This window comes from Pseudoalteromonas sp. NH0006-26, from assembly GCF_057552415.1.
Window position 1 is genome coordinate 62,834 of sequence record NZ_BAAJMJ010000002.1, and the last position, 13,752, is coordinate 76,585.

Sequence of the window (13,752 nt, forward strand, 5' to 3'; positions counted from 1 at the left end):
AACACTATTTTAGCTTTAATGAAAATTAAATATTGGGCATCACACAAAGGCCTTGCTTTCTGAGTTAAAACACAAATAATGAAGCAACTAACTACTGGGTAAGAATGAGGAAAATGAGTTATATACTAACCACCCAATGCGCAGACGATATAGGTTTAATCGCCAAAATTACCGGACTGTGTAATCAGCATAATTTAAATATTATTCGTAATAACGAATTTGTAGATAAAGATGCGCAGCGCTTTTTTATGCGCACAGAGCTTACAGGCGAACCACATACTGAGTTTTTGTCACAACTGCGCGATGTATTACCTGCTGGCGCAAAAGTGGCACTGCACGGCGAAGAAAAAACCAAAGTGGTACTATTAGCTACAAAAGAAGCTCATTGTTTGGGCGGCATGTTACTTAAGCAATTTGAACAAGCCCTAAACATAGAGATACTCGCCGTTATCGCCAATTACCCTACTTTAGAGCCTCTAGTGAAAGGGTTTGATATTCCTTTTCATGTAGTTTCTCATGAAGGACTTACGCGCAGTGAGCACGACGAAAAAGTCGGTGACTTAATTGCCAGCTATAACCCAGACATTATTGGCCTAGCTAAATATATGCGTATTTTAAGCCCTGAATTTGTAGGTCGTTTTGAGGGTAAAATCATTAATATTCATCACTCATTTTTACCTGCTTTTATTGGTGCAAAACCATATCATCAGGCGTTTGAACGTGGTGTGAAAATTATTGGTGCCACGGCTCACTTTGTTAATAATGAGCTAGACGAAGGCCCTATTATTTTACAAGACGTATCGAGTGTGACTCATGCGAATACAGCTGAGATGATGGCTAAAATGGGTAAAGATGTGGAAAAAACGGTGTTTTGTAAAGCACTGCAACTAGCATCAGAACATAAGCTGTTTATTAATGGCAATAAAACCGTCGTATTTTCATAATTAGCTTTATATCAAAATTAAAAATGCCAGCTACTAAGCTGGCATTTTTTATAAGTAAATATTAAACCTTACCTAATTAGGGTGTGTAATACGTTGGTGCCCCAGGGCCTACTGGCATACCTAAAACAAATACCCATAAATAAAACAGTACCACCCAGCCAACAAAGAAAATTAAGCTGTATGGCAACATAGTGGCTACCAAAGTACCTATTCCCATGTCTTTTTTGTATTTAGTGGCAACCGCGAGGATTAAACCAAAGTAACTCATCATCGGAGTAATTAAGTTAGTTACTGAATCACCAATACGGTAAGCCGCTTGAATTGTCTCGGGGGCATAACCTATAAGCATCAGCATAGGAACAAATATAGGTGCTGTTACTGCCCACTGCGCTGACGATGAGCCTAAAGTTAAGTTAACTAACGCACACATTAAAATAAACAGTACAAATACTTCCGGTCCAGTTAAGCTAAGTGCTTGTAGTAATGCGGCACCATTAATCGCTAAAATCGTACCTAAGTTAGTCCATTTAAAAAATGCCACAAACTGTGCAGCAAAAAACACTAATACAATGTACATGCCCATAGAACTCATACTTTTGCTCATGGCATTGATCACGTCTTTATCATTTTTCATGGTACCAACCACGCGACCATACACAAAACCTGGAATACCAAAGGTGACAAAAATAAACACCACAATCCCTTTTAAAAACGGAGAGTGAGCAACCAACCCCGTTTCAGGATTACGTAAAATACCGTCGGCAGGAACAATAGTCCAAGCAAGTAACAATGAAACCAGAAGTAATGAAACCCCAGCCCATTTTAAACCTGATTTTTCTTTGTCAGTTAAACCCGCAATATTATTTTGAGCTAAATCTTCACTGGCTTCATCTGGATTATATTTACCTAAACGTGGCTCAACAATTTTCTCAGTAACAAGTGTGCCTAAAACAGCAATTAGCAACACCGAAATCATCATAAAATACCAGTTTGCTTCAGCGCCAACTTGGTAAGTTGGGTCAATCATTTGTGCTGCAGGCGTAGTAATACCCGCTAATAACGGATCGATAGTGCCAAGTAATAAATTAGCGCTATAGCCGCCCGATACACCAGCAAACGCTGCAGCAAGACCTGCAAGCGGATGACGACCTAAGCTATGAAATATCATTGCCGCAAGGGGGATCAATACTACATAACCCAGCTCAGACGCTGTGTTTGATAAAATAGCAGCGAAGACCACCATAAAGGTTACTAAGCGTTTAGATGCACCCATAACCATGCCACGCATTGCCGCAGACAATAACCCTGAATGCTCGGCAACACTCACACCTAATAGCGCCACTAACACCGTACCTAATGGAGCAAAGCTGGTAAAGTTAGTCACCAAGCCCGTTACAATACGCTGTAAGCCCTCAGCACTGAGTAAGCTAACCACTTCAATTACACCATCTGGATCGCGCCCAGCAGAGCCCTCAGGACGAGGATCGATGGCACTTAGTCCAAACCAATCGGCAACGCCACTAAATAAAATAATGGCAATACAAAACAGCGCGAATAAGGTAATTGGATGGGGAAGCATGTTCCCTAAAAATTCTACTGTGGCTAAAAATCGATTGAACCAGCCGCCCTTTGCGACCTGATTTTCATCTTGGGATGTGTGTGGTGAGTCTATTGAGTCTGACATACCATGCTCTCTTAATTACAAAATGCCCGTAACCTAGCATTATTTTCTGAGCAGGTCATGTAATAAAGATGAATGACTTGTTATGTCATGGTAATTAACTAATTGGTTTGTTGTAATGGGATTGCAAAAAAGAGGCTCTCGCCTCTTATTTAGTCTGCTTAGGCTTGCTCTATGGGTTCTAGTTGTAGTTTTGCAGCAATTAAAACAGCTTGAGTTCGATTATAAACACCGAGTTTTCTAAATATGGCAGTGATGTGAGCTTTGACTGTGGCTTCTGAAATGTGAAGTTCGTACGCAATTTGTTTATTCAGTAACCCTTCGTGCAAATATTGTAATACACGGTATTGCTGTGGAGTAAGTGATGCTACTTGTGCAGCAATTTCTCTATCTGCGCCTTCTATTTCAGCCACTTTACTTTTTAGTTCGGTTGGCAGCCAAGTATCGCCTTCGAGTATTTGGTTAATTGCGTTGGCAATATCGTCAGATGATGATGACTTAGGAATAAACCCCATTGCCCCATAACCCATAACTTTCGAAACAATATTTACATCTTCACTACCCGAAACCACCGCAATAGGTAAGCTTGGGTAATCTTCACGTATACGGATCAAGCCGTATAAGTCACCGTTACCTGGCATGTGTAAATCTAGTAGTAATATATCAAGATCTTCTTGTTCGCTTAACACCTGCAATGTGCTATCAAAATCCGCTGATTCAAATACTTCTAAACCTGCAAACTTTGCACTCAAAGCGCCCTTTAGTGCTTCACGAAATAACGGATGATCGTCCGCTATTAAAAACTGACTCATTGTTCACTCCCAAAAATTCGGCTGCTGTCCAATAGACAACAGCCGATATACTACGTTTAGAATCAACTTCTAATCAAGCTTTTAACGCGAAATTAACGATTTAATCGATTTTCTACTAGCTCATCAACCACTGACGGATCAGCAAGTGTTGAGGTATCACCAAGCTGTTGGTACTCATTTGCCGCGATTTTACGTAAAATACGACGCATAATTTTGCCAGAACGTGTTTTTGGTAAACCTGGCGACCATTGAATCATATCGGGTGATGCTATTGGGCTTAGCTCTTTACGTACCCAATTACGGATCTCTTTGGTCAGCTCATCACTCACAGTAACGCCTTCATTAGGAGTTATGTAAACGTAAATACCTTGGCCTTTAATATCATGTGGGTAACCTACCACTGCCGCTTCAGCTACAGCTTCATGAGCAACTAATGCGCTTTCAATTTCAGCAGTACCTAAACGGTGCCCAGACACATTAAGTACGTCATCAACGCGTCCTGTGATCCAATAATCACCGTCTTCATCTCGACGACAACCGTCACCAGTAAAGTACACACCAGGATAAGCGCTAAAGTAGGTTTGTTCAAAGCGCTCATGGTCGCCATACACAGTTCGTGCTTGTGAAGGCCAGCTATCTAAAATCACAAGGTTACCGTCAACCGCACCTTCTAATGTATTGCCTTCAGCATCAAATAACGCCGGTGCAATACCAAAGAATGGACGAGTTGCAGAGCCAGGTTTCATATCGGTTGCACCTGGTAATGGCGCAATCATGATGCCACCGGTTTCAGTTTGCCACCAAGTATCTACAATTGGACAATTAGATTTACCAATTTTTTCATAGTACCAGGTCCATGCTTCTGGATTGATTGGCTCACCCACAGAACCTAAAATGCGCAAGCTGTCGCGATGTGAGCTGGCAATCGGCTCTTCGCCTTTGGCCATCAATGCACGAATGGCAGTAGGTGCTGTGTATAAAATTGTCACGTTATGTTTATCAACCACTTCACCCATACGACCTGCTGTTGGGTAAGTCGGTACGCCTTCAAATACGACTTGCGTACACCCATTAACGAGCGGCCCGTAAGCAATATAACTGTGACCTGTGATCCAGCCAACATCAGCACTACACCAAAAAATATCATCGTCTTTTAAATCAAAAATGTATTCGTGGGTCATAGATGAATAGACTAAATAGCCACCGGTGGTATGAACCACACCTTTAGGCTGACCCGTAGAACCCGAGGTATACAGAATAAACAGCGGGTCTTCAGCATTCATGTGTTCAGGTTCGCACTCTGGCGCTTGATCTGCAACTAAGTCATGCCACCAAATATCATGGTCGTGCCAATCAACATCGCCTGACGTTAGTTTATGTACCACTACATGTTCAACAGTGGTGACTGAATCTTGTAATACGGCTTCATCTACATTGGTTTTGAGCGGAACACAGTTACCTGCACGTCGGCCTTCATCTGACGTGATCACCACTTTAGCGCCCGAGTCGTTAATACGATCCGCAATAGCTGACGGTGAAAAACCACCAAAAATAACTGAATGAATTGCGCCTATACGAGCACAAGCCTGCATTGCATATATAGCTTGTGGGCTCATTGGCATGTAAATGGCAACACGGTCACCTTTTTTCACACCCAACTTTTTTAAACCATTGGCAAATTTAGCAACTTCATCATGTAGTTGTTGGTAGGTAATATTTTCGCTTTGCGAAGGATCATCGCCTTCCCAAATTAACGCTACTTTATCTGCTTTTGTTTTTAAGTGACGATCAATACAGTTATATGAGGCATTAAGGTAGCCATCTTCATACCATTTGATATTGATATGGCCTTTGTCAAATGAAGTGTTTTTTACTTTTGAATATGGAGTAAACCAGTCAAGACGCTTACCGTGCTCAGCCCAAAACCCTTCAGGGTCCTCAATAGACTGTTTATACATCGTATTATATTTTTCATTATCGACGAGCGCTGCGTTTTTAATGTGCGCAGGAACTGGATAGATACTTTGTGACATATTAGTCTCCAATTTATATTACTTGCCTTAGGCTTTTCATCAAGGATTACTCAGCAGTGCACTATTAAATATTAGACATTAGTTGTATCTGAGTTCAAACAACGATTATCTTATCTATAATCCTCATGGCTACACCCTATTTACATAAAAAACATACTATTAAATAAAAGTATATGAACACTCAATAATTATTAAACCTTAGTCTAATAGACTAATAGTTGATTGAGTAAATTGTGTACATATACAACAGTAGCTTGAATATTTAAAAACTTTGATTGTTTATTAATAATTCGTATTTACTAACAAATTAGATTAAAGATAATTAAATTCAATCTGTTAGTACTATATAAGTAACACACATTAATACATATCATAAGCAAACAACATACAACAAGTAGCCTATAAAAGGACGCAACAATGAAATTTACTCCAATTAAAACACTGGCAGCTAGTGCTGTACTATGTGCACTTTCTAGCACAGCTTATGCTGCAAAAATAGGTGATACAGAATTTACCTACGGTGGATACATTAAACTCGACGCAATGTGGAGTGACTACTCAGCAGGCGCTCCTGCGGGCACCAGTGTTGGCCGTGATTTTTATGTGCCAAGTACACTAACCGTTGGTAACGATAATAGTTCAGACGCCGTATTTGATATGCACGCTCGTGAGTCACGTTTTAATTTTGGAACTGCTACCTTATTAGATAACGGTAAAACGGTTAAAACTAAAATAGAGCTAGACTTTTTAGCGTCAGCTCCTGGCGGCAACGAGCGTGTGTCTAATTCATACTCTCCGCGCATTCGCCATGCATTTATCTCATATGATGGCTGGTTATTTGGTCAAACATGGTCAAACTTTCAAAACGTTGGTGCATTACCAGAAGCGCTTGATTTTGTTGGCCCAGCAGAAGGCACAGTGTTCGTTCGCCAATCTCAAATTAAATACACTGCGGGTGCATGGTCATTCTCGTTAGAGAACCCAGAAAGCACAATTACTACAGCCGGCGGTGGCATGGCCGTAACTGATGATGCCTCATTACCTGACTTTACCGCACGCTACACCCATAATGCTGATTGGGGTAACTTTGTAGTAACAGCCCTTGCTCGTCAACTGACCTACAAAGTAGGTGGTGTTGATGCCGATGAAACCTCATTTGGTGTTAGTGCTTCGGGTATGGTGAAGCTTGGCCAAGACAATCTAAAATTTATGCTTACCCAAGGTAAAGGACTAGGTCGTTATGTGGGTCTAAACGTAGCACGTGGTGCGGTTCTTAATGGTGATGACCTAGATGCGATTGATTCAACATCTGGTTTTATTGCGTATCAACATAAGTGGAACAGCCAGTGGCGCTCTACTTTCTTATATTCGTTCTTGTCTGCTGATAATGATGAAAACCTACTTGCAATGTATGGCGACCCTACAGAATCAAGCCAAAGCTACAGCGCAAATATTTTATACTCACCGGTTAAACGTCTAACCTTTGGTGCGGAATTTAAACATGCAGAACGAGAGCTTGAAAGTGGCGTAGATGGCGACCTAGATCGTTTACAATTTTCTGTAAAGTATGCGTTTTAATTTCCTAACCAATTAAAATACTGATTTACTTCCTGAGCGGCTTCGGCCGCTTTTTTTGTTTTTAACCAGAGCTCAAGTTAACCAAATCCATGCGCTTTACTTAAAAAATGTCAAAGACGTGTAAAATACCGCGCAAACGTAATTGCAAATCACTCTCATTTAGATTAAATTACCAACCAAATTTAATCTTATGGGAAACAAGATGCTGCACAAACATAAAAACTCTGCATTTAAACTGAGTCTACTTACTTCACTGGTTTTATCTGGATATGCTGTTGCAAACGACACGCAAGACAACCTGCCTCTAGAAAAAATAGCCGTTTATGGGCAACATCATAAAAACTATATCACCGAAGAAGCACAGTCTGCGACTAAGCTAGGTCTAACAATTAAAGAGACCCCACAGTCAATTTCTGTTGTTTCACGCGCGCTGATGGATGACTTTTCACTTGATGATATTAACGCAGTATTAGAAAGCACACCTGGCGTAACAGTAGAGCAAATAGAAACTGACCGTACTTACTTTAAAGCGCGTGGTTTTGAAATAACTAACTTTTTAATTGATGGCTTAGGCACACCGCAAAATTCCGGTTCAATTCAAGGTACACTAGATACTGCAATTTATGATCGCGTTGAAATTGTACGTGGTGCCAATGGCATGATGACCGGTGCAGGTAACCCATCTGCGACTATTAATATGGTGCTAAAAAAGCCAACCTACACAACGCAAGCTAATGCATCGGCTTCTTATGGTTCATGGAATAATAAACGTGTAGATATTGATGTTTCCGCACCGATTAACGATGAACACGCTGTTCGTGCTGTATTTACTAAGCAAGATAAAGAGTCGTACCTAGACCGTTACGAAACCGATAAGACCATTGCCTACCTTGCCTATGAGGGTAAGCTAACTGACGATACACTACTAAGCATTAACTATGTAAACCAACAAAAAGATGCCGATAGCCCTCTATGGGGCGCGTTACCGCTTTATTACACTGATGGTTCACCAACTGATTATGATGAGTCAACTAGTACAGCTGCAGATTGGTCGTATTGGGATAATAGCGCTGAACGTATCTATGTAACACTTGAGCAAAACTTATCAGCGACTTGGGTTGCTAAAGCCCGTTATGCCCATATAAAAAATGAACAAAATTCTGAGTTATTTTATGTATATGGTACCCCAGATAAAGAAACTGGTTTAGGTTTAACCGGCTATGCGAGTCGTTATGATTACAAAGACACCCAAGATTTGTTTGACTTATATGCCAGCGGTAAGTTTGAGTTATTTTCACTAGAGCACGACTTATCATTCGGCATTAGCCAAGCAAACATGGACTTTAATGACCAATCGCTTTATGACTACAGCACAGGAAATGGTTTCCCTGCGATGCCTGATTTAGCGACTTGGGATGGGATAGCACCAGAAGCAACGCTGGTTGATAAACCTAACGGCAGTGATGTACAAAATACACAAAGATCGGCCTATGTTTCAACTCGTATAAAACTAGCAGAACCATTAAGCATTTTGGCTGGCATACGCTATACCGACTGGGAAACTAAAGGTACTGCTTATAGTGTAGTGCAAACCCGCGATGACTCAGAGGTTATTCCTTACATTGGTACGGTGTACGATTTTACAGAGTCGTTATCAGCGTATGCTAGCTACACCGAAACGTTTGTGCCACAAAAAGAGTTAGACATTAACGCTGAACAACTGGCTCCGGTTATTGGCAAAAGTGCTGAGGTTGGCTTAAAAGCACAGCTTTTAGGTGATCAAGTGTTTGTCACGTTGGCCTATTTTGATGCTAAGCAAGATGGACTTGCTGTTGCACTTCCAGACTCTCTTCCTAGCGATACGCGTTATTATGCTGCAGATGGTATTAACAGTGATGGTTTCGAAATTGAGCTAAGCGGTCGCTTAACTGATGATTTAAGTGCCAGCATCAGCTTTAGTAATCTAAGTATTGATGGTGACGAACTTGTTAAAGATTACACACCAGAAAACCAATTAAAAATGGCTGCCACTTATCAAGTGCCATTTATTGATGGTTTAACTTTAGGTGCTAATTACCGCTGGCAAGATTCTATTAGCCGTGTGCAAGTAAAAGATCCAGCAGGCAACGCATTGGCAACTACAAAACAAGGGGCTTATGGCATATTAGATTTAATGGCCACCTACGAAATTACTCAAAACGTCGGTGTTACCTTCAATGTTAATAACAGCAGTGATGAAAAATACATACACAGCCTCTATTGGGCACAAGGTTACTACGGGGCACCTCGTAACTACTCATTGTCAGTTAACTGGCAGCTGTAAACCTAAGTACTGGGCTCTCTTGAGCAGAGCTTAAGACTATTTATTAGCAAACAATAAAAAAGCGCTAACCTAAATGGTTAGCGCTTTTTTTAAGCTCAGGTCAAATCAAGCTTTAAAACTAATTGGCTTAAAGGTCGCCTTCATCACCTAATACGTCTTCGCCATCTTCTGGCTCAACCGTTGCTTTTAGCAATAGCATCTCACGCAATTTACCTTCAATTTCATCTGCAATCTCAGGGTTTTCTTTAAGGAACTTAATCGAATTAGACTTACCTTGGCCAACTTTGTTGCCATTGTAGCTGTACCAAGCACCCGCTTTTTCAACAATTTTGTGCTTAACACCTAAATCAATCAGCTCGCCCTGCTTAGAAATACCTTCGCCATACATAATGATAAATTCAGCTTGTTTAAACGGCGGTGCAACTTTGTTTTTCACAATTTTAACGCGCGTTTCATTACCAACAACTTCATCGCCTTCTTTTACCGAACCAATACGGCGAATATCAATACGTACAGAGGCGTAAAATTTCAGGGCATTACCACCAGTTGTTGTTTCAGGGTTACCAAACATTACACCAATTTTCATACGGATTTGGTTAATGAAAATACATAGTGTGTTTGAACGCTTAATGTTACCTGTAAGCTTACGTAATGCTTGTGACATTAAACGTGCTTGTAGACCCATGTGTGAATCACCCATGTCGCCTTCAATCTCAGCTTTTGGTGTCAATGCTGCAACCGAATCGACAATCACTACATCAACCGCGCTTGAACGCACTAACATGTCACAAATTTCCAGTGCTTGCTCACCTGTATCTGGTTGAGATACCAGTAACTCATCAATGTTAACACCTAGTTTTTGTGCATAAATTGGATCAAGAGCATGCTCAGCATCAACAAAGGCACAGGTTTTACCTTCTTTTTGAGCTTCAGCGATAACTTGCAATGTTAGCGTTGTTTTACCTGATGACTCTGGGCCATATACTTCAACAATACGCCCCATCGGCAAGCCGCCTATGCCTAAGGCAATATCAATACCTAGCGAGCCTGTTGATACAGCGTCAATGTTTAACGCTTTATTGTCACCCAATTTCATGATTGAGCCTTTACCAAATTGACGTTCAATTTGTGATAAAGCTGCGTCCAACGCTTTTTGTTTGTTATCGTTCATTTTCTTCTCCAAATCCAGCTAATACAGACAAGTATACTGTATGAAATCACAGTATCAAGCTAATTTTATTATTTTATCTTCTCTATTATGATTTTTAAAGAAAATACAATAGCTTGCAGCCTAACTTGCGCCCTGTTACCATTAAATACTTGTTCAAACGTCCAGTGTTTACCGTTAATTTGCAGTCCAAACCACACGAGCCCTACCGGTTTGCCCTCAGTAGCACCACCGGGTCCTGCAATCCCTGAAATAGCAATGCCAATATCAGCATTTGCAGCCTTACAAGCGCCTGCTGCCATCTCAATGACTGTTTGTTCGCTCACCGCGCCAAATTCCTCTAGGGTATCATGCTTCACATTGAGTAATTCATGCTTTGCGTTATTGCTATAAGTGACAAATGCACGGTCAATATATGCTGAGCTGCCTGGGGTATCGGTAAGCGAATAACTCACTCCACCACCAGTACATGATTCAGCGGTAGTGATCCATAAGCGTTTATCCGTTAAAATAGCGCCTAATTGCGCAGCAAGTGTCTTAATCTCTTGATGTAATTCCATATTCAGCCTTTGGGTAAATACATGTCGTTTGATCTTTATGCACCGCACACTATAAAACAACAAACCCCTATGATGCAGCAGTATCTAAAAATAAAATCAGAGCATCGCGATATTTTATTGTTTTATCGGATGGGGGATTTTTACGAACTCTTTTTTGATGACGCAAAACGCGCCGCGCAGTTGCTTGATATTTCACAAACTCACCGTGGCAAAGCAGGGGGCGATCCTATTCCTATGGCAGGCGTGCCTTATCATGCGGTAGAAAACTACTTAGCCCGCTTAGTGCAAATGGGCGAGTCGGTGGCTATTTGTGAACAAGTGGGCGACCCTGCCACCAGCAAAGGCCCTGTTGAGCGCAAAGTAGTACGTATTGTAACTCCTGGTACTATTTCTGACGAAGCCTTATTACAAGAGCGCCAAGACAACTTACTAACCAGTGTTTGGCAAAATAAAAAAGGCTTATACGGTGTTGCGTATCTTGATATCAACTCTGGGCGCTTCAACATTGTTGAAGTTAGTACCGATGAAGCATTTAGCTCAACCCTACAACGCTTAGCGCCTGCTGAATTACTATATAGTGAACACTTTGAAAACACTCATTTAATTGAACATATTAAGGGAGCGCGTCGTCGCCCTGATTGGGAGTTTGACCTTGATACCGCGCAACACTTACTCTGTGAGCAGTTTGGCACCAAAGATTTAGTCGGTTTTGGGGTCGACAAAGCGCATAGCGCCTTGGTAGCGGCAGGCTGTTTAATGCAATACGTAAAAGATACCCAACGTATTGCATTACCGCACATTCGTGCAATTACTCTTGAGCATAATGAACACGCGGTAATTTTAGATGCGCCTACCCGTAAAAACCTTGAACTCACCGTTAATTTATCCGGTGGCTTTGAAAATACCCTTGCCCAAGTACTTGATAAAACAGCAACGGCTATGGGCTCGCGATTACTTAAACGTCGTATTCATACTCCTATTCGCAATAAAGACGAGTTAAATTCTCGTCTAAATGCCATTAGTGCTATTTTAGATGTGCAATTATGCAGTGAGCTGCATGACGCTCTTAGAGATATTGGTGATATAGAACGTGTAATTGCTCGTTTGGCATTACATACTGCTCGGCCACGTGATTTAACAAGGCTTCGTAGTGCGCTTCAAGCATTAGCACCGCTACATAGCTTATTAAACGATGCCACAGATGCGCGTATTTCTCATATTATTGCCCACTCTAAAGAGCTCCCCGAGCTTCAAGCATTACTTGAACGTGCAGTGATTGATAACCCACCAGTGTTAATTCGTGATGGTGGTGTTATTGCGCCAGGGTATAACAGCGAACTCGATGAGTGGCGTAATTTAAGCCAAGGTGCAACCGATGTGCTTGAACAACTAGAGCAACGCGAACGTGAACGCACGGGCATTAGTACGCTTAAAATTGGTTACAACCGCGTGCATGGCTTTTTTATTGAAGTGAGCCGCGCTAACTCGCATTTAGTCCCTGCAGATTACATTCGTCGTCAAACGTTAAAAAATAACGAGCGCTATATAATTCCAGAGCTTAAAGAGCACGAAGATAAAGTGCTTGGCAGCCAATCAAAAGCGCTGGCACTGGAAAAACAGCTATACGAACAGTTATTTGAATTTATAGCGCCGCATATTGAGCAGCTACAAATAATGGCCTCAGTCATTGCCGATTTAGATGTACTGAACAATTTAGCAGAGCGTGCCCAAACACTTAATTATGCCAAGCCAGAGCTTTGCGATAACGATAATATTAGCATTAAACAAGGCCGCCACCCTGTGGTTGAGCAAGTAATGAAAGACCCGTTTATTGCCAATCCTGTAGAACTCAATAGCCAGCGTAAAATGTTGATAATTACCGGCCCTAACATGGGCGGTAAATCAACTTACATGCGCCAAACTGCCCTTATTGTGCTTATGGCGCACATTGGCTGTTATGTCCCTGCCGATAGCGCTAAAATTGGTAATATTGATAGAATATTTACCCGTATTGGCGCTAGTGACGACTTAGCATCTGGGCGCTCTACCTTTATGGTTGAAATGACAGAAACCGCGGCAATTTTAAATAATGCCACCGCACAATCATTGGTATTAATGGATGAAATAGGCCGAGGAACCAGTACTTACGATGGTTTATCACTGGCATACGCGACGGCGGATCATCTCGCTTCAAAAATCGCGGCTAAAACTCTGTTCGCAACCCATTACTTTGAACTCACTGAGCTTGCAGAACAAACACCTGGGCTGGTTAATGTGCACCTAGATGCTATTGAACACAATGATACCATTGCCTTTATGCATACTGTATTAGATGGCGCAGCGAGTAAGAGTTTTGGTTTACAAGTAGCAGCTCTGGCCGGCGTGCCTAAAGCGGTTATAGCCCAAGCAAAACAAAAGCTAAGCTTGCTTGAAAACCATCAAAGTGTCACAACAGTCACCACAGAGCAGCAGGTTTTACCGTTTGATAGTGAACCACAAACCACTCAACCAAGTGAATTGGAGCAACAAATGAGCGCGATAGACCCTGATAACCTATCACCGCGTCAGGCGCATGAACTGCTTTATAAATTAAAAGCACTACTTTAAACGCAAACAGCCCGACTTAAAAAGTCGGGCTGTATTTAATTTTATT

The 13,752-nt window shown here is 41.5% G+C and carries 9 protein-coding genes; 4 read left to right on the top strand and 5 right to left on the bottom strand.

What is annotated here, in order from left to right; all coding sequences use genetic code 11:
- Positions 1-113 precede the first annotated feature (113 nt).
- On the top strand, positions 114-944 hold the full coding sequence (purU, locus tag AC27JR_RS02985) for a formyltetrahydrofolate deformylase (RefSeq protein ID WP_487172746.1): 831 nt from the start codon (positions 114-116) through the stop codon (positions 942-944).
- Positions 945-1,020: 76 nt separating this feature from the next.
- On the opposite strand, the gene AC27JR_RS02990 is transcribed toward purU, so the two are convergent.
- The 3 genes from AC27JR_RS02990 to acs form a co-directional block, all read right to left on the bottom strand.
- Positions 1,021-2,628, bottom strand: a complete 1,608-nt coding sequence (locus tag AC27JR_RS02990) for an AbgT family transporter (protein ID WP_036934086.1) — start codon at positions 2,626-2,628, stop codon at positions 1,021-1,023.
- A 158-nt stretch (positions 2,629-2,786) separates the two neighbouring features.
- Positions 2,787-3,437, bottom strand: coding sequence for a response regulator transcription factor (locus AC27JR_RS02995; protein WP_008111545.1), 651 nt, complete (start codon positions 3,435-3,437; stop codon positions 2,787-2,789).
- A gap of 92 nt (positions 3,438-3,529) precedes the next feature.
- Complete coding sequence (acs, locus tag AC27JR_RS03000; protein WP_487172747.1) at positions 3,530-5,470, bottom strand: acetate--CoA ligase; 1,941 nt, start codon at positions 5,468-5,470, stop codon at positions 3,530-3,532.
- Between the two features lie 417 nt (positions 5,471-5,887).
- On the opposite strand from acs, the gene AC27JR_RS03005 reads away from it, so the two are divergent.
- Both AC27JR_RS03005 and AC27JR_RS03010 read left to right on the top strand, forming a co-directional pair.
- The gene (locus tag AC27JR_RS03005; RefSeq protein ID WP_487172748.1) at positions 5,888-7,048 is read left to right on the top strand and encodes a DcaP family trimeric outer membrane transporter; all 1,161 of its coding nucleotides are present in this window, start codon (positions 5,888-5,890) and stop codon (positions 7,046-7,048) included.
- A 202-nt stretch (positions 7,049-7,250) separates the two neighbouring features.
- Positions 7,251-9,371: a TonB-dependent siderophore receptor gene (locus tag AC27JR_RS03010; RefSeq protein ID WP_487172749.1), complete on the top strand. Its 2,121-nt coding sequence runs from the start codon at positions 7,251-7,253 to the stop codon at positions 9,369-9,371.
- Positions 9,372-9,498: 127 nt separating this feature from the next.
- Here the strand turns inward: AC27JR_RS03010 and recA are convergent, their stop codons facing one another.
- Both recA and AC27JR_RS03020 read right to left on the bottom strand, forming a co-directional pair.
- Positions 9,499-10,542, bottom strand: coding sequence for a recombinase RecA (gene recA, locus AC27JR_RS03015; protein WP_008110343.1), 1,044 nt, complete (start codon positions 10,540-10,542; stop codon positions 9,499-9,501).
- A gap of 68 nt (positions 10,543-10,610) precedes the next feature.
- Complete coding sequence (locus AC27JR_RS03020; protein ID WP_076918326.1) at positions 10,611-11,099, bottom strand: CinA family protein; 489 nt, start codon at positions 11,097-11,099, stop codon at positions 10,611-10,613.
- 21 nt (positions 11,100-11,120) lie between these two features.
- On the opposite strand from AC27JR_RS03020, the gene mutS reads away from it, so the two are divergent.
- The gene (gene mutS / locus AC27JR_RS03025) at positions 11,121-13,706 is read left to right on the top strand and encodes a DNA mismatch repair protein MutS (protein WP_487172750.1); all 2,586 of its coding nucleotides are present in this window, start codon (positions 11,121-11,123) and stop codon (positions 13,704-13,706) included.
- Positions 13,707-13,752 lie beyond the last annotated feature (46 nt).